The sequence below is a fragment of the Blastomonas sp. RAC04 genome (assembly GCF_001713435.1).
Taxonomy (GTDB): Bacteria; Pseudomonadota; Alphaproteobacteria; order Sphingomonadales; family Sphingomonadaceae; genus Blastomonas; species Blastomonas fulva.
In genome coordinates this window covers 2,598,009-2,620,559 of the sequence record NZ_CP016460.1, presented here as the reverse complement: position 1 = coordinate 2,620,559, position 22,551 = coordinate 2,598,009, and the positions used below count along the sequence as shown (strand labels likewise).

General features: G+C 62.8%; 20 protein-coding genes. 11 read left to right on the top strand and 9 right to left on the bottom strand.

What is annotated here, in order from left to right; all coding sequences use genetic code 11:
- Positions 1–21: 21 nt before the first annotated feature.
- The 6 genes from BSY18_RS13205 to BSY18_RS13180 form a co-directional block, all read right to left on the bottom strand.
- Positions 22–861 carry a fumarylacetoacetate hydrolase family protein gene (locus tag BSY18_RS13205; RefSeq protein ID WP_054135519.1) on the bottom strand — a complete coding sequence of 280 codons (840 nt, stop codon included), beginning with the start codon at positions 859–861 and terminating at the stop codon, positions 22–24.
- 19 nt (positions 862–880) lie between these two features.
- Positions 881–1,663 carry an SDR family NAD(P)-dependent oxidoreductase gene (locus tag BSY18_RS13200; protein WP_054135799.1) on the bottom strand — a complete coding sequence of 261 codons (783 nt, stop codon included), beginning with the start codon at positions 1,661–1,663 and terminating at the stop codon, positions 881–883.
- Positions 1,664–1,673: 10 nt separating this feature from the next.
- On the bottom strand, positions 1,674–3,314 hold the full coding sequence (locus BSY18_RS13195; protein WP_054135798.1) for a class I adenylate-forming enzyme family protein: 1,641 nt from the start codon (positions 3,312–3,314) through the stop codon (positions 1,674–1,676).
- Positions 3,315–3,455: 141 nt separating this feature from the next.
- A complete protein-coding gene (locus tag BSY18_RS13190; protein WP_054135518.1) occupies positions 3,456–4,235 on the bottom strand; it encodes an SDR family oxidoreductase in 780 nt (259 codons plus the stop codon).
- Complete coding sequence (locus BSY18_RS13185) at positions 4,232–5,233, bottom strand: quinone oxidoreductase family protein (protein WP_054135517.1); 1,002 nt, start codon at positions 5,231–5,233, stop codon at positions 4,232–4,234. Before BSY18_RS13185 ends, BSY18_RS13190 begins: the two co-directional genes overlap by 4 nt.
- Before the next feature lie 21 nt (positions 5,234–5,254).
- The gene (locus BSY18_RS13180; RefSeq protein ID WP_054135516.1) at positions 5,255–6,418 is read right to left on the bottom strand and encodes an acyl-CoA dehydrogenase family protein; all 1,164 of its coding nucleotides are present in this window, start codon (positions 6,416–6,418) and stop codon (positions 5,255–5,257) included.
- Between the two features lie 192 nt (positions 6,419–6,610).
- Here BSY18_RS13180 and BSY18_RS13175 point away from each other — a divergent pair, with 192 nt between their 5' ends.
- From BSY18_RS13175 to BSY18_RS13140, 8 genes are all read left to right on the top strand, one after another.
- Positions 6,611–9,307 (top strand): LuxR C-terminal-related transcriptional regulator, encoded by a 2,697-nt coding sequence (locus BSY18_RS13175; RefSeq protein WP_442856558.1) that lies wholly within the window; start codon positions 6,611–6,613, stop codon positions 9,305–9,307.
- Positions 9,308–9,411: 104 nt separating this feature from the next.
- The gene (locus BSY18_RS13170) at positions 9,412–10,341 is read left to right on the top strand and encodes a 3-keto-5-aminohexanoate cleavage protein (protein ID WP_054135515.1); all 930 of its coding nucleotides are present in this window, start codon (positions 9,412–9,414) and stop codon (positions 10,339–10,341) included.
- Positions 10,342–10,418: 77 nt separating this feature from the next.
- A complete protein-coding gene (cofH, locus tag BSY18_RS13165) occupies positions 10,419–12,737 on the top strand; it encodes a 5-amino-6-(D-ribitylamino)uracil--L-tyrosine 4-hydroxyphenyl transferase CofH (protein WP_069050855.1) in 2,319 nt (772 codons plus the stop codon).
- A 15-nt stretch (positions 12,738–12,752) separates the two neighbouring features.
- On the top strand, positions 12,753–13,403 hold the full coding sequence (gene npdG / locus BSY18_RS13160; protein ID WP_054135513.1) for an NADPH-dependent F420 reductase: 651 nt from the start codon (positions 12,753–12,755) through the stop codon (positions 13,401–13,403).
- A gap of 7 nt (positions 13,404–13,410) precedes the next feature.
- Positions 13,411–14,166: a coenzyme F420-0:L-glutamate ligase gene (gene cofE / locus BSY18_RS13155; protein ID WP_054135512.1), complete on the top strand. Its 756-nt coding sequence runs from the start codon at positions 13,411–13,413 to the stop codon at positions 14,164–14,166.
- Positions 14,163–15,089 carry a 2-phospho-L-lactate transferase gene (cofD, locus tag BSY18_RS13150; RefSeq protein ID WP_054135511.1) on the top strand — a complete coding sequence of 309 codons (927 nt, stop codon included), beginning with the start codon at positions 14,163–14,165 and terminating at the stop codon, positions 15,087–15,089. The genes cofE and cofD overlap by 4 nt, the downstream gene beginning before the upstream one ends.
- On the top strand, positions 15,086–15,649 hold the full coding sequence (locus tag BSY18_RS13145) for a hypothetical protein (protein ID WP_069051910.1): 564 nt from the start codon (positions 15,086–15,088) through the stop codon (positions 15,647–15,649). The genes cofD and BSY18_RS13145 overlap by 4 nt, the downstream gene beginning before the upstream one ends.
- A gap of 81 nt (positions 15,650–15,730) precedes the next feature.
- Positions 15,731–16,651: a TIGR03619 family F420-dependent LLM class oxidoreductase gene (locus BSY18_RS13140; protein ID WP_054135509.1), complete on the top strand. Its 921-nt coding sequence runs from the start codon at positions 15,731–15,733 to the stop codon at positions 16,649–16,651.
- A 24-nt stretch (positions 16,652–16,675) separates the two neighbouring features.
- Here the strand turns inward: BSY18_RS13140 and BSY18_RS13135 are convergent, their stop codons facing one another.
- The 3 genes from BSY18_RS13135 to BSY18_RS13125 are packed head-to-tail and all read right to left on the bottom strand — an operon-like array spanning position 16,676 to position 19,935.
- Positions 16,676–17,485: an SDR family NAD(P)-dependent oxidoreductase gene (locus tag BSY18_RS13135; RefSeq protein WP_231683994.1), complete on the bottom strand. Its 810-nt coding sequence runs from the start codon at positions 17,483–17,485 to the stop codon at positions 16,676–16,678.
- Positions 17,486–17,487: 2 nt separating this feature from the next.
- Positions 17,488–18,645, bottom strand: a complete 1,158-nt coding sequence (locus BSY18_RS13130; RefSeq protein WP_236823365.1) for an ecdysteroid 22-kinase family protein — start codon at positions 18,643–18,645, stop codon at positions 17,488–17,490.
- Between the two features lie 12 nt (positions 18,646–18,657).
- A complete protein-coding gene (locus BSY18_RS13125) occupies positions 18,658–19,935 on the bottom strand; it encodes an MFS transporter (protein ID WP_054135507.1) in 1,278 nt (425 codons plus the stop codon).
- 130 nt (positions 19,936–20,065) lie between these two features.
- On the opposite strand from BSY18_RS13125, the gene BSY18_RS13120 reads away from it, so the two are divergent.
- From BSY18_RS13120 to BSY18_RS13110, 3 genes are read left to right on the top strand one after another with little or no spacing between them, the layout of a single operon-like run.
- Positions 20,066–20,452: a nuclear transport factor 2 family protein gene (locus tag BSY18_RS13120; RefSeq protein ID WP_054135506.1), complete on the top strand. Its 387-nt coding sequence runs from the start codon at positions 20,066–20,068 to the stop codon at positions 20,450–20,452.
- A gap of 3 nt (positions 20,453–20,455) precedes the next feature.
- Positions 20,456–20,878, top strand: a complete 423-nt coding sequence (locus BSY18_RS13115; RefSeq protein ID WP_054135505.1) for a limonene-1,2-epoxide hydrolase family protein — start codon at positions 20,456–20,458, stop codon at positions 20,876–20,878.
- 11 nt (positions 20,879–20,889) lie between these two features.
- Positions 20,890–22,542 carry an FAD-dependent oxidoreductase gene (locus tag BSY18_RS13110; RefSeq protein ID WP_054135504.1) on the top strand — a complete coding sequence of 551 codons (1,653 nt, stop codon included), beginning with the start codon at positions 20,890–20,892 and terminating at the stop codon, positions 22,540–22,542.
- Positions 22,543–22,551: the final 9 nt, after the last annotated feature.

Genomic DNA, 22,551 nt, shown 5'->3' with positions numbered 1-22,551 from the left:
CTTGGTGGTCTGCCGGTGCGGCTATTGTGCGACGATCGGATTGACGAGCAGGCCGACACCTTCGATCTCGACCTCGCAGACATCGCCCGGCTTCATCCAGACCTGCGGGCTGCGCGCCACGCCGACGCCGCCGGGGGTGCCCATGACCAACACATCGCCCGCCTGCAGCGTCATGAAGCTGGACAAAAGGTGGATGGTCCTCGCGACCGAAAAGATCAGGTTGCCGGTGTGCGAAGACTGCATCACCTCCCCGTTCAGGCGGCATTCGATCTTCAGGCCTGCCGCCCCGGCCGGCAACTCATCGGGCGTCACCAGATAGGGCCCGAACGCACCGGTATCGTCGAAATTCTTGCCGGCGGTCCATTGCGGCGTACGCAGCTGATAGTCGCGGATCGACGCATCGTTAAACACCGAATAGCCCGCGACATGGTCAAGCGCATCAGCCTCGGCAATGTCCTTGCCGCCGGTGGACAGCACGACCGCAAGCTCGGCCTCCCAGTCGAGCTGTTCAGAAACCTTCGGTAAAATGATCGGCGCTTTGTGTCCGGTCAGGCTGGAGGCGAAGCGGGCAAACAGCACCGGATGCTCCGGAATGCCAAGCCCTGATTCCTCTGCGTGGTCGAGGTAGTTGAGGCCGAGGCAGACGATCTTAGCTGGCCGCATAACCGGTGGCAGAAAGGCGAGGCTTGCCTCGTCGACTGGCTCTCCGGCAGCAGCCTGCTTGCCTGCCTCGGCAAGGGTGCCTGCTGAAATATGCGCGTCAAGATCGGCCAGATCATCTCCATAAGCGATGGTGACAGTATCGCCCGTCTTGGCGGCGAGGCCGATTTTTCCGTCCTTGGTGACTCTAGCTAGGCGCATGTTCTTCTCCGAAGTTAAATCAGCGGCTGGCCGTCTGGCCGGTGCCCCCGCCGGTTGCGGGCATCAGGTTGTTGCTCATTCCGCCATCGACCACGACGTCGATGCCGGTGATGTGTCCCGCTAGCGGGCTGGCGAGAAAGAGGATCGCGTTGGCGACGTCGTCTGCGGTGCCCAGCTTGCCGAGTGGGATCATCGATTCACGCTGGGCCCGGCGCTGCGGGTCGTCATACCCTGTCTGGGTCATTGGTGTGTAGGTGGGGCCGGGCGATACCGTGTTGCAGCGGACGCCATCCTTGCCCCACTCAAGCGCCAGTTGGCGAACAAGCATCACCAAAGCCGCCTTGCTGGAGGAGTAGAAGCCCAGGCCCGGTGTCGGCTGGCTTGCAGACATCGATGCAGTAGCAACCAGCGCGCCCCGGCTTGCGGCCAGATGCGGATGTGCAGCCTTGGCCAGGGCCCAGGTTGCGCGGGTGTTGATCGCATAGACGCGGTCGAAATCTTCGGCGCTGAGCGTGGTCAGTGCGCCGCCAGCGATGATGCCTGCATTGCTGACTACCGCGTCGATCCCGTCCATATGGGCCATCGCCGCAGCAACAATGGCGTCGCCGCAACCGGTATCCGCCAGATCTGCGACGCAGCCTGCAGCATCCGGGCCGATGGCATCGGTCACTGCGGCGAGACCCACAGCATCACGGTCCGTCAGCAGCATCTTGTGCCCGCCGGGGATCACGGTTCCGGCGGCGAGCCGCTCGGCCACGGCGCGACCGATGCCACTGGCTGCTCCGGTGATGATGACGCGCATGGGCATTCCTTCAGTCAGAAAGATCAAGTTCCGCCATCAATTGCTGGCGGAGCTTGAACTTCTGTATCTTGGAGGCCGACATCGGCCATTCGTCAACAAATCGGATGTGCCGGGGCACCTTGAATGAAGCGATGCGCGTGCGTGCAAAGGCGATCAGATCGTCGGCGCTGACATCGCATTTCCCTGAGAGTTCTATGAAGGCTGCCGGAATTTCTGCAAGCCTGGCGTCGGGCAGCCCGACCACCTGCGCCAGCTGGACACCCTCGTGCGCGGCGAGCACAGTCTCCACCTCGGCTGCGGCGACATTCTCGCCACCGACCTTGAGCATGTCCTTGAACCGACCGTGAAAGCGCAGATGGCCATGCGCATCGATCGAGCCGATGTCGCCGCTGCGATACCAGCCGTCGGGTCCGAGTGCCTCGGCGGTCTTGACCGGATCGCGGTAATAGCCGTCCAGCAAGCTGTAGCCCTTGATCCAGACCTCGCCGCGTTCGCCTGTCGGAAGCTCTTCACCGGTGGCCAGATCGACGATCTTCACTCTGACCCCAGCCATGGGGTAGCCCAGCGCCTGGAAGCCCAGTTCGGGTTCCATGTCGTAGCCGCCGGTCGAGACGATGCCGCTGGCCTCGGTCATGCCGAATGTGCCGACCTGCAGCGCATTGGGTGCCTTCTGGCGATAGGCATCGCCGACCCACCCGGGCATCTGGCTGAAACAGCTGTTCATCAGCCGGACCGAGGTCATGTCGGCAGCATCCCAGTCCGGGTGCGCAATCATCGCCTGATGGAAGGTCACGAACGGCAGGAACAGCATGCTGGCCTTCTCGGCCTGGATCTGGCGCAGGCTTTCGCCTGCATCGAAATGCGGCTGGCCGATAAAGGTCCCTCCGACGTCGATCGCGCCCAGCATGCCCAGCATCGCGGCGATATGGAACAGCGGCATTGGCGACCAGACCCGCTCATCCTCGCGGAAAGCCCAGCGATTGCGGGCCAGGTTGCTTGCCTCGCGGCAAATCGCCTCGTGGCTCAGCAGGCAGCCCTTTGGGTTTGCCGAAGTTCCCGAGGTGTAAAGAACCATGCAGGTATCACGCAGTCGGACGCTGAGCCTGGCGCTGTGGACGGCGCGTTCGTCTATCGTGGCTGCAACCGCATCGAACTGGGTCTGATCGATGAAACCACTGGCCTGCCTGTCGCCGAACAACACCAGATGCCGGAGCCGCGGGGCGGCTGCCATCGACAGTGTCAGTGGATCCCGGATCTCGTCCAGCGCTGGGAAGGCCTCGGTCAGGCGCGCGACGAAATCGACATGAGCGTCGGATTGGCTGTTGGTGAGGATCGCAACGAGATCGGCATTTTCAGCGACATAGGCAACTTCAGGCGCACGGTAACGGGCGTTCATCAGAACAGACACGCCGCCGACCATGGCCACCGCGAAAAGTGTTTCGATGAATTCTGCCCCTGAAGGCAGCAGGATGCCGACATGGTCGCCCGGTGCGATGCCCAGGCCGATGAGCCCGCGCGCGCGATGCAGGACCGATTGCACGACGGCATCATAGGTCTTGCGACCGGTCGGAAAGACCAATGCCTCCTTCTCCGGAGCCTTGTCCCACGCGTTGAGCAGCATGTCCGCCAGCGGACTGACGGAGATGCGCATCAAGGCAGGGTTTTCGCTGGTCGCAGTCAAGCTGTGTCTTTCCGTCGGATATCAGTTGGCAGGCTGTTGTCTGTTCACGTCTGGCGATTTGCCAGAAGCGTTCATCCTTTCAGACGATAGGTGGCTTTGGTTTTTCGGGCTTCAGCCGCAACCGATGATACCCCCGTCGACAGGGATTTCGACTCCGGTGACATAACCGCCCGCGCGCGAGGACAGGAACACGATGATGCCTGCGATCTCGTCGGCGCGGCCCATGCGCCGCATCGGTATCTTGGCGAGCAGTCCGGGGTCGACAGCATCGTCGTCCCGCATGTGCGCGGTCATGCTGGTAGGGAAATAGCCTGGCAGCACCGCATTGGCCGTGATGTGCCGATCGGCGAGGTCGCCTGCAAGGTCGCGCGTGAGCATGTGGATGGCCGCCTTGCTTGCCGCATAGCTGTAGGCGCTCAGCCCCTGCGCTGCCTTCCCGGCCACCGAGCCTATGTTGATGACGCGGGCTGGATCGTCGGCGCTGGCCGATGCGGTCAACTCGGGCAGAAGCTCGCGGACCAGCGTAAACGGCGCCTGGACGTTGACCGCCAGCACTCCGGGCCACGCCTTGTCGGGGAAGGAATCGATCGGCGCACCCCAGGTCTTGCCGGCATTGTTGACCAGAATATGGAGTTTTCCACCCGTCAGCGAACGGACCTTTGCCGCAAGATCAACCGCAGCCTCGGGCGAGGTCAGATCGGCCGGCAGGGCAATGCAATGCCCAAGCGCCGCCATCTCGGCTGCGGCTGCGGCGCAGATATCGGGCTTTCGCGATGTAATGATCACACTGGCACCGGCCCGCAACAGGCCCTCGGCAATCATCCGCCCCAGTCCCTGCGCGCCGCCGGTGACCAGCGCCCAGTGGCCGGTGAGTTCGAACAATCCGCTCATACCGTCACCACGACCTTGCCGAAGCTGTGCTGCTCTTCAAGGTAGAGCAACGCCTCGCGCGCTTGCGCCAGCGGGAAAGTTTGTTCGATAACCGGGGTGATCCGGTGTTCGCCGACAAAGGCCAGCATCTCGCCAAAATCCTGCAGATCGCCGACCTGGCTGCCCACGATGCTGGCGCTTTTTAAGAAGATGCCGGTTGCGGTAACCTCGAACTTGTCGCCCGCTGTCGATCCGTAGATCACGATCCGCGCGCCGGGATTGATGGCGCGGACATAATTGGCATAGCTGGGTGCCGGCGCACCATCGAGCACCACGTCGATGCCGCCGGTGAGTTTGCCGATCTGCTTGCGCCATTCCGGATCGGTGTAGAGCAGGCCGCCCGCCGCCCCCATTTCCATCGCCCTTGCCAGCACCGCTTCGCTCTCGCCGGTGACATAGGCCTTGGCCCCCAGCGCTACGGCAAATGCGAGCCCGAAGGTGGCAACCCCGCCGCCGATGCCGCTGATCAGCAAGGTTTCTCCGGCAGTCAACTGGCCCTTGAACATCAGCGCGCGCCACGCGGTCAGGCCGGTCAGCACGGTCGCTGCGGCCTGCTCCCAGGTCATGAACGCAGGTTTGGGGGCTACGTGCGCGGCAGGCACGCAGACATATTCGGCGATGGTGCCGGCATGGGGCATGCCGAGCAGTCCGAAGGCTGGGCTCGGCGCATGACGGTTTGTGCCCCAATCCATGCCCGGATAGATGACGACTTCGTCGCCGATGGCTACGTTCGACACCCCTTCTCCAAGCATGTCGACCACACCGGCACCATCACAGCCCATCGTGCATGGCAGGCTCATACCCGGGTACAAACCGCGCGCGATCCACATCTCGCGATGGTTGATCGAAGCCGCCTTGATAGCGACTCGGACCTCGCCGGTTCCGGGCAGCGGTGTTTCGACATCGGCGACCCGCACAGCCTGTGTGCCTTCGGTGGTTTCCTGCAAAAGGGCTTTCATCTGTTTTTCTTTCCTGGAGATTCAGAACGATCGCGGAAGGCCGAGTGCCTCGGCGATTCCGTTTCTGACCATTTCGTTGGTGACCGGGCCGATCCGCCACAACCGGCTGTCGCGCCAGTACCGCTGCATGTCGGTCTCGGCCGAATAGCCCATGCCGCCCAGGATCTGGATACCCATGTCGGCGGCTTTGTTGGCGTTTTCAGAGGCAAACAGCTTGAGCATGTTCGCCTCGTTGCCGACGTTCTCGCCGCGCACCTGTTTCGCGGCGCAATGGTGGAGCAGCAACTCGGTGGTCTGCTGCATCGTGGCGATGTCAGCGATGTAGTGCTGCAGAATCTGGAACTGGCCGATGTATTTGCCGAAGGCCTTGCGCTGCATGACATAGGCAAGCGCATCTTCCAGAATGCCGTCGATCACCCCCAGGCAAAATGCGCCGACCATGATGCGCTCGTTGTTGAGCGTCGGCAACAGCGTGTGCCAGGCCCGGTTCGGTTCCGCCAGAACATCGGCATCGGCGACGAACACGTTGTCGAAAACAACCGTGCAGCTGCCCATCGAACGCATGCCGAGTTTTGCCAGCGGGGTGATCTTGATCCCCTCGCTTTTGGCCGGCACCCAGAAGAGGGTCAGGCCCTGATGCTTTTTCTCGACGTTGCTGTCGGTCCGCGCGATACACAGCAGGTAGTCTGCGACATGCGCAGAACTGCTCCAGATCTTTTCACCGTTGATCACCCAGCCGCCATCGGCTTTTTCTGCCTTGGTCGTCATGCCGCCGAGCAGATCAGTGCCGCCGCCTGGTTCGGTGAACGAGATCGCAGCTTTCAGCCTGCCAGCCGCAATTTCGGGAAGATACTTCGCCTGTTGCTCGGGCGTACCGTAAAGCCCGATCGACTTTGATCCGGCAAACGAGGTGATGCCCCATATCCATGCGAGACCACCGAGCGAACGCGCAAGTTCGCGCGCCAGCAGCATCTGCATCAGCACATCGCCGCCCTGGCCCCCAAAGTCCTCGGAAATTCCGACCCCGTGAAAGCCGGCATCGCTGAACTTGTCCCACAAGGCATGGGGATAATTGTGTTCGTCGGCTTCAAGCTGACGCGCCCAGGCCTTCGGGCATTCTGTATCGACCCAACGGCGAACCATGTCGCGAAATGCGCGGTGCTCTTCGGGCAGTTCAAAATCCATTCTCGGGCACCCTCACATCCGCTCAGGTCGATATTGCGCCTGCGTTGCCACGATGGATTGGATAGGGGATTGGCGCTAGCCACCTATCTACGGGTAGGAATTGATGCTTGCACTCGTGCTTTTAGTGGCCGATAAACAAGGTGTTGGACACGAGAGCAGTTTGCAAACTTCCCGGTCCCCTAGGCAAAGAGGATGTCTGTAATGGGTGTGGTATTGACCACGATCATGCCGCCGCGCGCGGCCCACCGCTATGTCGAGCGCGGGACGATCGAAACGCTGTCTCAAAGTGTCGCGAATGCGCGGGTCGTGACGGTCAGCAGCCCGGCAGGGTTCGGAAAGACCACAGCCATGCTGCGCTGGGCGGACATTCTGAAAGAAGACGGGCGACCGGTTCTCTGGATTGCGGCGCGAGCCGGTGTGGATTCGCTCGACACTTTTCTCGAGGCGCTGCAGATGGCCTGTATTGGTGCCGGGCTGGACGCGGAAAAATTCAACGCCGGACTGACCCCGCGGAGCTGGCTGGCGATGCTGTCGGTTCAGTCGGGCCCCCGGCCGGTACTTTTTATCGACGACGCGCAGTTGCTCACCGGTGATGTGCGCGACTTTATTGGCCAATTGATTTCGAGCGCGCGAGATTCCCTTACGACAGTAATTGCCTCGCGCGGTGAAAGCGGGATCAATCTCGCCAGAATGCGCTCGCTCGGTCACCTTGCCGAAGTCACCGTTCGCCACCTCAGCCTGGACCATGATGAGGCTATGCGGCTGATCCAGCAGGAGTGCGAGACGGCCATTCCGGCAGGTGAAATGCAACGGATGATCGCGGACAGCCAAGGGTGGGCGGCTGGCCTGGTGCTCGCCGTCAACGCATGGCGGCGAGACCAGGAAGAGGATTACAGTGCACAGCGCAGTACAACCGGGCTTCGCAACGAGTTTGCGAGCTACTTCCACGAGGAGGTGATCGAAGGCCTGCCCCAGGGATTGCGCGACTTTATCGTTGATACGTCAATCCTGGAAGAACTCAGCCCTTCAGCGTGTGCCGCGGTGGTTAACAAGGACAATGCACGGACCATGCTCGAAGAGGTGTTCGAGCGCGGGCTATTTCTGGCCGATCTCGACCGAGAGCAAAGCCGCTATCGCTACTATACCATGTTCAGGGAGATGGTGCAGGGCCGGTTGATGATGCGTGCCCCGGAACGCGCGGCCGAACTGCATCGCCGGGCCAGCCGCTATTACGTCTCCATCGACAATTACGAGCGGGCGGTCGACCATGCGATGCAGAGCAAGGACCCAGCGTTTCTGGGCGCGCAGCTGGACCAGCTGGCCGAGCCGATGACCTATGGCGGCTTGCTGTACAGGGTCGATGAACTGGCCAGCGATTTGCCTTGGGAAGTGGTGCAGAATTGCCCCTCCCTGCTGCTTGCCATGTCGTGGCGTCGCAGCCGGCGGCTGGCGTTCAAATCGTCGGAGCGCCTGATTGAGGCCGCCGAAGCGGCGATTGCGACCAAGGTCGAGCGCGGCGAGATGGACGATTATGCTGCCAGGCAGATGGGCTGCCGGGTCAGGCACCGCAAAATTATGCTCGAGGCCGCCCGCGACAACATGCACTATGTCGAGCGGGAGTCCGAGGCATTGCTCGATGATCTGGGGGATGATCACCCCTATCTGAGCTGCACGTTGCTGGCACAGCTGCTGTCCGCGCGCCGGGAGCTCTATCATTTCCACGATATGCTGCGGCTTGAAGCGGAACTGCGCAAGGCGCTGGGACGACCAGGATCGGATTTTGCCTCCATCGCACTGAAATCATCTGTCGCACCGACATTGGTGGCACAGGGCAAGACGCAGATGGCGCGCCAGTTCCTGACCGAGGCCCACAGTCTGGCTACCGGGATGGACGGCCATATCTCTGGGCTCGCTGCGCTCCCGGCATTGCCGCTTGCTGAATTGCATTACGAATGTGGCGAGCTGGAATCGGCAGCGCGTCTGGTCGAGGATCATCTGCCATCGATCCGGCAATGGGGCTTCGTTGATCAACTGGCGTCGGGGTTTCTGGTCCGCGCGCGCCTGGCCGCTGCACACGGTGATCTCGCCAGCGCGCTTTCGGGGCTCGAAGAGGCGCAGCTGGTTGCTATCGAATGCGGGCTCGACCGCTTGCGCGCGCTGGTTCTATCCGAACAGGTGCGGATGCTGGTCAAGGCCGGGCAGCTGGAACAGGCCGAGCAATTGTTTCACTCCAGCGATCTGAGCGGAGAGGGCGAACCCGTGCCGACCCTCAATCCGACGCGGCTCAACGAATGGATGGCCATCGCCTGGCTGCGGCTCGAAATGCAACGGTTTCGGCTGGTCCGATCGCGCAAGATTGCCAAACGCTGGCTCGAATTCGTCCGCAAGCGCGGGGCGGTTCGGTCCGCCGTGACATTCGAACTGCTTCTCGCGGAGATAGCGGTTCTTTCGGGCAATCGCTCGGAAGCGCGGCGTTCGGTTCGGTCAGCAGTGGAACTTGCAGAGCCTGGCGGGTGGCTTCGTCCGTTTGTTGACGAAGGCGAGGCCATTGCATCGCTGCTGATCGAATCCTACGCCAATGGGCCGGTGCTCGACACTCCAGTCGATCGGTTTGCGGGGCGGCTGGTGTCGGCTTTGCGCGGCACGCCGCATATCAGCGAGGACGACGCTGAGGACGATGACTTCGGCATGGGCAGCGGCCTGTCGCTGCGCGAGGTGGAAATCCTGACGATGGTCAGCGGCGGTCTGCGCAACCGCGAAATCGGCGACAGGCTCGGCCTGACCGAAGGCACGGTCAAATGGTATATGCAGCAAATCTACGACAAATTGGGCGTAAGGCGTCGTCCGCAGGCGGCAATCCGGGCACGCCAACTGGGAATTCTGCCCTGACACCAATCGGCGAACTGCTGCGCCAACCTATCGAAGGGAAGATTGGTGCAGCGGGTTTGCCCGCTAGAAATGCCTCAAAGCCAAAGCGATAGCGGGAGAAGCATGTGGCAAAAGGCAAGGTGATCATCAGTTGTGCCGTGACAGGGGCGATCCATACCCCCTCAATGTCGCCATTCTTGCCGATAACTGCAGAGGAAATCGCCGAAGCATCGATCGGTGCAGCCGAGGCCGGGGCTGCAATCATTCATCTTCACGCGCGCAATCCGGTTGATGGCCGTCCCGACCAGGACCCCGATCTGTTCGAACCCTTTCTCAAGGTCATCAAGCAGCGGTGTGATGCGGTCATCAATCTGACGACCGGGGGCCACCCTGCGATGACGCTGCAGGAGCGGCTACGCCCCGCTACCCGCTTCCAGCCGGAGGTCGCTTCGCTCAACATGGGAACGATGGGCTTTGGGCTGTTTCCCATGCTGGATCGGTACAAGGACTGGAAGCACGATTGGGAGCCCGCCACGCTTGAAGGTTCGCGCGATCTGGTTTTCAAGAACACCTTCAAGGATATCGAGGATCTTCTGAACCTGCTTTCGCCGAATGGCACCCGGTTCGAATTCGAATGCTACGATACCAGTCATCTCTACAATCTGGCCCATTTTCTGGACCGTGGGCTGGTCAAGGCACCGTTGTTCATCCAGACCTGCTTCGGCATCTTGGGCGGAATCGGATCGCACCCCGACGATGTGATGCACATGAAGCGGACCGCCGACCGGCTGTTTGGCGACCAGTACGAGTGGTCGGTGCTGGGGGCCGGTGCACGGCAGATGAGCATCGTGGCAATGGCGGCATCGATGGGCGGCAATGTCCGCGTCGGGCTTGAAGATTCGCTCTGGGCCGGGCGTGCCAAGCTGGCCGAGACCAACGCGCAGCAGGTCAGGATGGCGCGCGAGATCATCGAGAATATGGGTCTTTCAGTGGCCACCCCCGACGAAGCGCGCGCAATATTGCATCTCAAGGGCGCCGACCGCACGGCGATTTGACCCTCGTGCGCACTCGCGAGCAGTTTACGGTTACCAATCACGACCCGCTGGCCGCCGGAAAGGCAGTTTGAACGCAGATGACCTCCCCATGGAACCCCGACGAAGCCCGCGAATGGATGGCCTGGCTGCAGGCGATGCCGCCGGGCGAGCTGTTCAACCGGGCCGAGGCGATGACGCTGGCGGGGCAGGGCACCGTGTGTACCTATTCGCGCAAGGTCTTCATTCCGCTCACCAAATTGTGCCGGGATGTCTGTCACTACTGCACGTTTGCGCAGCGCCCTTCGCAGCTGGCAGCCCCTTTTCTGGACCTTTCACAGGTGCTGGACATAGCTCGCGCGGGTGAGGCTGCCGGGTGCCGCGAGGCGCTGTTCACGCTTGGCGACCGGCCCGAAGCCCGCTTCGCTGTGGCGCGACGCTGGCTGGCGGATCGCGGTTACGCCACCACGCTTGAGTATCTTGCCGATGCAGCGGCACTGGTGCTGAAGGAGACCGGCCTGCTGCCGCATCTCAACCCAGGGCTGATGGCGGCGCAGGACTATGCGGTCCTGCGACCACTTTCGGCGTCGATGGGGCTGATGCTGGAAAGCGCATCCGACAGACTGTGCGGCAAGGGCATGGCGCATTTCGGTTCGCCCGACAAACGTCCGGCGGCGCGGTTGCAGTCGATCCGGCTTGCCGGAGAGGCGAGCGTCCCGTTTACCACCGGCCTGCTGATCGGCATCGGTGAAACCCGGCAAGAGCGCATCGAGGCACTGCTTGCGATCCGCGACCTGCATGCGCGCTATGGTCATATTCAGGAGGTCATCATCCAGAACTTCCGCGCCAAGCCAGGGACGCGGATGGTCGGGGCTGCCGAGCCATCGCTGGATGATCACCGTTGGACGATTGCTGCCGCGCGGCTGTTGCTGGGGCCGCAGATGACAATCCAGGCGCCGCCCAATCTGCGTGCGGGCGAACTGTCCGATCTGATCGGTGCGGGCGTCAACGACTGGGGCGGGGTCTCTCCCGTCACGCCGGACCATGTCAATCCCGAAGCCCCATGGCCACATCTCGAGAAGCTAGAGACGCAGACCGAAGCGGCAGGCCGCCACCTGCGCCAGCGGCTGGCGATCGGACCTGGCCATGTGCGCGATCTGACGCGGTGGGTGGACCCAGCGCTGCAGACCGCGATCCGCCGTGCGGTGGATACGCGCGGGCTGGTGCGCGAGACGCAATGGCACGCGGGAACCGGCGACGAAGTCCCCGATGCGATGCCATCTTTGGTCACCGGGCGCGACCCCAAGATCGTCGTGGCGCTGGGCCGGGTGGAACAGGGCGAGGAGCTGGACAAGGTGCAGATCGCCCGGCTGTTCACCGCCGAAGGCCGCGATTTCGACCATGTGCGTAGCTTTGCCGATGAACTGCGCAGGGACCGGGTCGGTGATACAATCACCCATGTCGTCAACCGCAACATCAACTACACCAATATCTGCCTTTATCGCTGCGGCTTCTGCGCCTTTTCGAAGGGCAGCACCCGGCGCGAGCGCGGACCAGCCTACAACATAGACCATGCAGAGATCGCACGGCGCACCCGCGAGGCGTGGGATCGCGGTGCCACCGAGGTGTGCCTGCAGGGCGGAATCCATCCCAGCTATGACGGTAACACCTATCGTGGCATCGTCGAGGCGGTGAAGGCGGCCGTGCCGCAAATGCATGTTCATGCGTTTTCACCACTCGAGGTCCACCATGGTGCCACGACTCTCGGGATGAGCTACAAGGCGTATCTCGCGGATCTCAAGGCAGCAGGGCTGGCGACGTTGCCAGGAACCGCAGCGGAAATACTCTCTGACGACGTCCGCGCGATCATTTGTGCCGACAAGGTGGATACCGCCCAGTGGCTTGGCGTAATGCGCGCAGCGCACGCGGTGGGCCTCAAGTCCACCGCGACGATCATGTTCGGGCATGTCGAAACCTATGAGCACTGGGCCGAGCACCTGTTGCAGGTGAGGACCTTGCAGCGCGAAACCAGCGGGTTTACCGAGTTTGTCCCGCTGCCGTTCGTGCACATGGAAGCGCCCAACTGGCGGCGCGGCGAAACCCGATCCGGCCCGACCTGGCGCGAGGCGGTGCTGATGCATGCGGTGGCACGGATCGCGCTCGATGGGGCGATTCCCAATATCCAGACGAGCTGGGTGAAGCTGGGTCCCGATGGCGCGGCCGCGATGCTGCAATCGGGTGCCAATGATCTGGGCGGGACGCTGATGGACGAATCGATCACGCGCGCCGCCGGAGGACAAAACGGCCAGATCTTCGATGTCCCGCAGATGCAGGCACTGGCAGCCCGGCTCGGACGCCCCCTTCGCCAACGCGAAACGATTTATGGCCAGCCCATTGGGCAGATGGCCTATGCAGACTAACGACAGGACAGCAGCATGAACACGACCATCGCCATTATCGGCGGAACAGGAAATCTCGGCAGCGCACTCGCATGGCGACTGGCCCGCGCCGGCAAGGACGTCGTGATAGGCTCGCGCACCGCGCAATCTGCGGCTGACAAGGCCGCAGAGCTTGGCCATGGCCTGCGCGGGATGAGCAATGCCGATGCCGCTGCCGCTGCCGGGATCGTAATGGTGACGGTGCCCTTTGCCGCGCAGGCGCAGACGCTTGCCGAAATCGCGCCGAATGTTGCCGGCAAGATCGTGGTCGATACCACCGTGCCCCTGATGCCGCCAAAGGTCATGCGCGTTCAGTTGCCCGCCGAAGGATCGGCAGCTGCCTGCGCAGCGGCGGTGCTGGGCGACGGCGTGCGCCTGGTGTCGGGATTTCACAATGTCGCCGCGCATAAGCTGGCGCAGGACATTGACGTAGCTTGCGACATTCTGGTGTTCGGTGACGACAAGGCCGCCCGGGCCGAAGTGGTTGCGTTGGCAGATGCCATCGGCCTGCGCGGTATCCACGCCGGAGCATTGGTCAATGCGGCGGCGGCCGAGGCGATGACCTCGCTGCTGATCTTCATCAACAAGAACTATCGCGTCGATGGCGCCGGCATCCGCATCACCGGCGAGCTTCAGCCGTTCGCATGAGCCAGCGATGATCCAGATCCTACCGCTGGAAGGCCTGCCTGAAATCGCGGCGGGCGATGATCTGTCCCGGCGGCTGGCGGCGCTGCTGCATGCAGGTCCAGTGCATCTGCTGCCGGATGACGTGCTGGTCGTGACGCAGAAAATCGTCTCCAAGGCGGAAGACCGTTTCGTCGATCTGGCTGGCATCAGCCCTTCATCAGAGGCGATCACGCTGGGGCTTGAGGTCAACAAGCCTGCCGCGCTGGTCGAGGTGGTGCTGAGCGAATCGTCGGCCATCGTCCGCAAGGCACCCAATGTGCTGATCACTCGGCACCGGCTGGGGCATGTTATGGCCAATGCCGGGATCGATGCCTCCAACATCGGCAGCTGCAACAGCAGCAAGGTCCTGCTTCTGCCAGTCGATCCGGATGCTAGCGCTCAGCGGATATCGGATGCCTGCCAGGATGTTTTCGGATTTGCTCCCGGCGTCATCATTTCAGACAGCTTCGGGCGACCCTGGCGACTGGGCACCGTCAACGTCGCGATCGGGGTCGCCGGAATGGCTGCGATGCTCGACATGCGCGGCACACCCGATCGCGATGGGCGGACCATGGAGGTGACCCATATCGCCTTTGCCGACGCAGTGGCGGCGTCTGCGGGTCTGGCGATGGGCGAGGGCGCAGAAGGCATCCCGGCCTGCATCGTGCGCGGACTGAAGGTTCCACACGATGCGCGCGGGAGCAATACGATCCTGCGTCCGCAAGCCGAGGACCTGTTCCAATGAGCGCGCGCTACACTGTGCTGACGGGGGGAGTGGGGGGCGCGAAGCTGGTCAATGGCCTGTATCGCATACTCCCGCCGCACAGCTTGACGGCGATCGTCAACACTGGCGACGATTTCCGACATTACGGCCTGCCGGTATCGCCCGATATCGATACGCTGCTCTACACGCTTTCGGGGCGGTCAAACCAGACTCTGGGCTGGGGCCGCGAGGGCGAGACGTGGAACTTCATGGCAGCGCTGACTTCGCTGGGCGGCGAGAACTGGTTCAACCTTGGCGATGGTGATCTGGCGCTGCATGTGCTGCGCGGACACGCGCTGGCATCAGGGGAAACGCTGACGTCCATCATCGCCAGCTTCGCAGCAGCATGGAATCTGGCGCTGACCATCCTGCCAATGACCGACGATGCCGTTGCCACCTTCGTCGATACCGATGAAGGTCTGCTGTCGTTTCAGCGATATTTTGTCGAGCGGCGATGCGAACCCAGGCTGCTCTCGGTCCAGTTCGATGGCGCGCAAGCTGCTGCTGCCGCACCGGGGGTGGTCGAGGCGATCATGACCAGCGATGCGGTGCTGGTTGCACCGTCCAACCCTTGGCTCAGCGTCGATCCCCTGCTGGCCATCCCGGCGATCCGCGCGGCGCTGGTAGCAACCCCGGCGCCGGTCGTGGCGGTTTCGCCGCTGGTCGGTGGTACGGCGGTCAAGGGGCCGACCGCCAAGCTGATGGCCGAACTCGGGCTTGCTATCACCAACCACACGATCGCTGGGCATTATGGCAGTTGGCTCGACGCGCTGCTCATCCACGGCGATGACGATGCCCCCGCCGGTGTCGCGCATGCGCGCACCGATACGCTGATGCATACCGCCGATGACCGCATCCGCGTGGCCCGCGCCGCGCTGGCGCTGGCCGAAGGATGCTCCGGATGACAGCATGGCGCATATGTGTGCCGATCAAGCAGGGTCTCGACTGCAAATCGCGTCTGGGTGGCGTGCTTGACGAAACGGCACGCACTGGGCTGGCGCGACGGATGGCGGGGCATGTGCTGGCCGTGCTGCAGGACCGTTTCGAGTCCGAACAGATCACTATTCTTTCACTGACACGGCCCGAAGGCTGGGCGCACGGATGGATGCGCGATCAGGGGCGCGGCCTCAATCCCGAGCTGGGCGCCTGGCGGGCCGCACAGGGTGATACGCCGGTTCTGATTCTGCATGCCGATCTGCCGTTGCTGGACGTAGAGGATATCGATGCCTTGCTTGCGTTGGCTGCCGGAGGCGTTGCGCTGGCCACCGACCGGGCAGGGCAGGGCAGCAATGCGCTTGCCATTGCCGATGGCCGGCCGTTCGACATGCGCTTCGGCGCCCGCAGCCGTGCCCGGCATTGCGCCCAATATCCCGACATCAACGTGATCGAGCGAGAAGGCCTGATGGCCGATCTTGATACCCCCGATGATGCCCGATACATCCGTGCGCGCGGATTTGCCGTCTGATCGTCCTGCCCTTGGGAAGGTTCGATCCGGCGGCGCAGCCCGCACAAGCCGGTCGTCATCTCGAACAGGGGAAAGCTGGCAATGAAGCTGAACATCGGTGTGCCAAACAGCATGAAGGTTGCCGCCATGGTCCAGCCCTGGGAGGGTGCGTTGACCGGAGCTGACGTCGGGCGGCTGATGGCGGCGGCAGACGCGCTGGGGTTCAACAAATGCATGCTCGGCGAGCATTTCATCATCCCCAAAGAGCATATCGCGCTGTCGGGCGACTGGTATTTCCACACCGTCGTGGCGCTGGGGTATATCGGCGGGCAGACGCGCAACCTGCGGCTGTCTTCCTCCGTCACGATCCTGCCGCTCCAGAACCCCATCGTGCAGGCAAAGGGCTGGTCGACACTCGACTGGCTGACCGGCGGCCGCGCCGAGGCTTTGTTCGGCGTCGGTTGGCTGAAAGAGGAGTTCGACATGCTTGGCGTGGATTTCCACAGGCGCGGCAAGATGGCGGATGAGTATGTCGCAGCGATGATCGCGCTGTGGACCATGGATGAGCCGGAATTCGAAGGCGAATTCGTCAATTTCAGCAACTGCGGCTTTGCGCCCAAGCCCGTCCAGAAGCCGGCCGTGCCGATCTGGTTCGGCGGCGATGCTCCGGCGGTACAAAAGCGGGTGGCCAAGTTCGGCAATGGCTGGTCGCCGTTTCGCACCCCGCCGGAGACTTTTCCCGCGTGTATCGATTTCATCAAGTCGCAGCCCGAATATGACGGGCGCCCGATCGACGTATTCTTTGCGCTAGAAATGCTCAACGTGGGCGCGCATCACGAGATTCTCGACGATCCCCGGGCACCTGGAACGGCCGACAAGCAGAAGATCCTCGATCAGATCGGCTGGCTGGCCCAGCTGGGCATTACCGAGACCATCGTGCCGTTGCCCCCCGGCATCCAGGACAGCCAGGCTTGGCTCGACCGCCAGCAATGGGTAGCCGAGGAGATCATGCCGCTGGTGTGAACCTGCGGCATGATCCTGCCTGATCTACGCCGAGCCCATCATGTCGATCATGTCGGCATAATGCGGCTGATGGTGGCAGATGCCGCCATCGACAGAGATGATCTGGCCGGTGACAAAGCCGGCAAGGTCTGACGCCAACCACAGGACCGCGCCTGCAATGTCATCGGCGACGCTCTCGCGCGGCAGCAGTACATGCCGCTGGATCATTCCAAGCTGGGCCTCGCTCATCTGCGCGCGGGCGACAGGGCTGAGCACCAGCCCGGGCAGCACGGCATTGCAGCGGATGCCCAGCCGCCCGAACTGCGCCGCCGTATTGCGGGTAAGCGCATTCACGGCCGCCTTGGAAGCGCTGTAGGCCGGGTTGAGTACGTCGCCGAGCAACGAGACCCCTGAGCCGGTGTTGATGATCGACCCACCGCCAGCAGCGATCATCGCCGGCACCGCGTGCTTTGTCATCAGCATGGTGCCGCGCACATTGACGTCGAAGGCAGCATCCCAGACCGCGCTTTCCATCGCCGTGATCGCCCCGTCGCGCATCATCTGCGCCGCTGCCGTGTTGGCGGCATTGTTGTGCAGAATGTCGATCCGGCCGAATTGGCTGGTCACCGTTTGAATCAGTGTCGCAATGCTGTCTTCGTCTGCAATATCCACAGACTGCGCCACCGCCTTGCCCCCGCCCGAGCAAATGTCGTTCGCCACCTGTCTCGCGCCATCGGCGTTGACATCGGCAATGACGACCTGCGCCCCATGCGCTGCCAGCATCCTGGCACAGGCCTCGCCGATATTGGCGCCGCCGCCCGTGACGATCGCGATTTTTCCTTCAACCAGTCCCATGCTCATTCTCCCAGCAGCTTCCACGTTCCGTAATCCTCGGCAGCGGTGAAGAAGCGCTCGTTCATCGGCACTCCGTTCTGCCCCCAGGCGTCAAGATTGGCGACCCACGCCTGCAGGCCGTACATCACGAACAACCGGGTCTGCTCCCAAGCCTCCTCGAAGTCGGGCACGCCTTGCGCGCCGGTGGCGATCAGATACTCGCGATACTGTTTGACCATGTCCTTGTGGTGCTTGCGGCGCTCCTCGATCGAGAGCGCGCCGATGATGAAATAGGTGAGATCCCGCCAGGGACGCCCGCGGCGGACCAACTGCCAGTCGAGCCACAGCCGCTCGCCGCCGGGCAGGATGTAGGTGTTGCCCTGATGGCAGTCGCCCAGCACGATGCAGTGCGGCGAGCGGTTGGCGCGCTCGATTTCGCCCAGCCGGTCGAAAGCGCGTTCGACCTTTTTAGGATCGTCCAGATAATGCTGCGGCGCGATGTCGCGAAAAGCGGGATCTTCCAGATTGAGCGCGATCCATTGCCACATGATGCGCACCTGATCGCTGTCGACCGGCGTGTCCATCTGGGTCTGGAGCCAGGGGGCGTTGGCCGGACTGATCTTGTCGCTGCCCCAAAGGCTGCCGTGCAGCTTGGCGAGACCCTCGAGATTCTCCATTATCATCTCGACGCCATTGGCGTGCGTGCTGTGGCCAAACCTGCCGCCGCGGTCATGCAGGTCTTCCAGCACGATGAACCCGTGCGCCTTGCCGTCGTCATCCCAGTCCGCATAGTAGCAGCGCGCGGTCGGCACCTTCATTTCATGCACCATGAAGTGATAGAACCGTGCCTCAAGGGCATGGATGTCGACATTGTGGAACGATCCCGACCAGTTGGCCTTCATGCACAGATTGGCAGGCAGGCCAGCGGCGATTCCCGCATCGTTCCAGTCCACCCTGATCCGCCATTTTGTGGTATGGCTGTTGAGCAGTTCGACCGTTTCCATGCTGCGCGCGACCACGCCGGCGTATTTGTAGCCCATCATTCGGCTGAGCCAGGCTGCATCGATCTGGTTCATCGTCGTCGGGATATGGTCGGTGCGCGCAGGATACGGGCGAGGCACGCAGTTCGGATCTACGACAGGGTTGTGATATTGCGGCGCTGCTTGGGGATCGTTCATCATTTCGTCCTTGGTTCAAGCGTGATGGTGGGTGGCGTCGTGGCGGCGGATGGCGCGGCTGGCGAGCAGCAGCAGGACCCCTCCGGCGATACAGAACAGCATGGCAGTGCCAATGCCCCAGGCGACGCCGTCCTTCCCGCCAACCTGGTCACTGACCATGCCGATCAGCCAGGCGCCGAGGCCGACGCCGATCAGGTTGGCGCTCATCTGCACGGCAGACACCGCAAGGCCGCGCAGATGCGGCCCGGCAATCGTCACGATCACAGCGTAGACTGGGCCGTTGTAAGAAGCGCTGAACATTCCCGCCGCCATCAGACAGGCCACCGCGACTGTTGCGCTGCCCGCACTGACTGCGAGCAGACCGGCGATGGCGGTGAGCACGGGGATCGCCGATGCCAGCAAGGCGGTGTGCGCGGGATCGAAGCCGCCGCGGCGCGCATTGATCCGGTCACTTCCCCAGCCTACGGTCAGTCCGCCAACCGACCCCAGAATGCCATAGGCGATCGCAACCACCAGGCCCGCCTGCGGTAAGCCAAAGCCATGGCTGTCCACCAGGAACGTCGCAAGCCAGGTGCTCATCCCGTAAATGCCGGTGGCGATGCAGGTGATCGCGGCAATGGCATAGGTCATGCCCGGGCGGGCGAAAAGCATGCCCAGCCGCGCGCGCAGCGCGTGATCGCCATGCTCCTGCGGAGCATCCTGTCGTCCGCGTACCGGCTCTCGAACGGTGAAGTAGAGCAGCGGGGCCAATAGAAGGCCAGGTACTCCGGCTGCAATAAAGGCCCAGCGCCAGCCATGTTCGGCAACGATCCAGCCGCCGGCAAAAAAGGCGAGCGCAAAGCCTACGCCCGCGCTGAGGTACCAGATGCCGATCGCGGTCGCGCGCCGGTCGGTGCCGAAATAGTCCGCGAGCAGCGACATGCCGGTTGGTGAGCCACCCGCCTCGGCCACGCCGACCGCCGCACGCCCGGCGGCCAAGGTCCAAAAGCCGGTCGCAGCGCCGCACAGCGCCGTTGCGCCGCTCCACGCCGCCAGCGCAAAGGTCATCAGCGCGGTGCGGTTCATGCGGTCGACCGCATAGCCGAACGGGATGGCAGCAATCGCGAACGGCACGCCATAGGCTACCCCGGCGAGCAACCCTAATTGCGCGCCTGACATCGAAAACTCTGCGCCCAGCGGCTTGAGGACCAGCCCGATGATCGCCCGGTCGATGCCATGGCAGGTCTGCGCCAGCGTCAGGACCGCGAGCACATACCAGCGATAAATGCCAGGCGGCGCGCTGGCCGTCGTCACGTCATTCCATCCTGCTCCCACCGACTAGTATCCGTCGAACATTGCACAGGTCTGCTGCAGGCAACCTGCCAGAGGAAAGGCGCGAAAGCGGCCCTGCTGCAGGACACTGCCCAGAAGGGAGAGGCAGGCGATGGGACAGGCAGATACCAACAAGGCGATCGTTCACCAGTTTCTGGGTGCGGTCGAGGCCGGAGATCTTGCAACTATCGAAGCTTTGCAGGCTTCTGATTGCACATGGTGGGTCGTAGGCGGCGGTGACATGACCCGCGCGGCCTATACCGAAGCGGTCAAGGGTATGCTGCTGACCGCTTCCGTGCGCCGCGTTACCATCATCGGCATGGTGGCAGAAGGCGACACCGTGGCCGCCGAGGTGCGATCCGAAATGCATTTCGGCGATCGCATCTACGCCAACGAATATCATGACCTCTTCGTCCTGCGCGACGGGCAGATTGTCCACGGGCGCGAATATTTCGACACCAGCAAGGTTGCGGCCTTTTTCGGCGCGCAGAAAGGTTGATCCATGCAGCATGAACAGACAGTGCGCGCGTTTCTGGCGCTGTTTCATACTAGCAACCTGGATGGCGCGGCGTTGCGATCGATGCTGGCACCCGATGCCCGTTACCAGCCGATCGTGCCGATCGCACCGGTGCGGATTGGCGCGGATGCCATCTGCGGGGAAATGGAGCGGCAGTATAAGCTCTATGCCGACTGTGCCTGCGATATACTTCACGTCGCGGTCAGCGGCGATACGGTGTTTACCGAACGGGTCGATACCGTCAGGCAACTCGCCAACGGTCAGGCGACGACCACGCACGTCGTGGGGGTGTTCGATCTCGATGGCGACGGCAAGATTGCGTGGTGGCGTGAATATTGGGATGCGCTCGATTGCGCGGGCCAGCTTGGCATCGATGATCGCGCGATGCGCGCGATCATGTGCGCGTGAGAGGTAGTGGGATGCAATATGATGTCGTCGTCATGGGATCGGGCGCGGCCGGACTGACCGCAGCCCTCGTTGCCGCCAAGGCGGGCCATTCGGTCGCGGTCCTGGAAAAGGCACCGCATTTCGGTGGCACAACCGCGATCTCCGGAGGCGGCATCTGGATTCCCGGTAGCCCGCAGGCCATCGCCGAGGGCGTTGACGACAGCATCGAAAAGGCCCGCGAATATGTGCTGGGTGTGGTCGGCAATCGTGCGGAACGCGACCTCATCGACGCCTATCTCGCCAATGGCCCTGAGATGGTCGCGTGGTTGGCCAGCATCAGCCATGTCGATTTTCAAATTTCTCCACCTTCTAGCGACTGGTATCCCGATGTTCCCGGCGCGGTCGACTTTGGCCGGTTGCTGGCGCCGGCGGAATATGTGGGAACCCAACTTGGCGAGAATTTTGAAAGGCTGCAAAAGCCGCGCGAGGAGTTCAATGCCCCTGGCGGGATGATGATCGACCTGTTCGATCTCGAATATATCGCAAGGCTGCCGTCTCCAGGGGCACTGTGGTACATGGCCAAGATCGCGGTGCGCTTTGCGCTCGACAAGCGCAAGCTTGGCCGCGGCTCGAGGCTCACGATGGGCAATGCGCTTGCGGGTCGGCTTTTGCATTCGTGCCTGGATGCAGGAATAGACCTGTTCGAGGCGAGCCCGGTGGAAGACCTCCTGACATCGGATGGCCGGGTGACAGGCGTTCGCGCCAAGATCAAGGGGGTGCCGACCGAAATCACTGCCCGGCAAGGCGTGGTTCTGGCCTCGGGCGGGTTCTCCGCCAATGCCGCGATGCGCAAGGCGTATATCCCGTTTGCCGAACAGCACGTCTCGATCCTGCCTTATGAAAACACGGGCGACGGGATCAATGCGGCAACCGCATCGGGCGCGGCGATGGGCGCGGAAAACCACGTCAACGCCGTCTGGGCGGTGGTATCTAAGCGCACCCGCGACGATGGCTATGTCGAGCGCTATGCGCATCTGATCGACATGTCCAAACCCGGCTGCATTGCCGTCAATGCCGCCGGGCAGCGCTTCGGCAACGAGGCCAGTGTCCATTTTGTCGAGGCGATGCACGCGACCGGCACGGTGCCGGCACACATCATCGCCAATGCGGCGTTCGTGAAGAAATACGGGATGGGGCTGGTGCTGCCCGGCGGCGGCAAGATCAAGCAGATGGTCGCCTGTGGATACATGAAAACCGGCGCAACGCTGGCCGAACTCGCAGGCAAGATCGGGATTGACGCAGCGGGGCTGGCCGCGACAGTCGCGAAGGTCAATGCCGATGCGGCCACCGGCAGGGACACGCAGTTCGGCAAGGGCGAGACCCAGATCGACATCGAGATCGGTGATCCCAAGCACAAGCCCAATGCCTGCTTCGGCCCGGTGGGCGAAGGGCCTTTTTATGCCATCGAAATCTTCCCCGGCGACGGGTCTACCACCGTGGGAGTCAAGATCGACGTCCAGTGCCGCGTGATCGGCCACGATGGCATGCCCATTGCCGGTCTTTGGGCCGCAGGGCTGGATGCCAATTCGATCTGGCAGGGCAAATCGCCTGCGCATGGCTGCAACATCGGCCCTGCGATGGTCACCGGCTATATTGCAGGCAAATCGGTGGCTGGCGCGGCCTGAGCTGTCTTG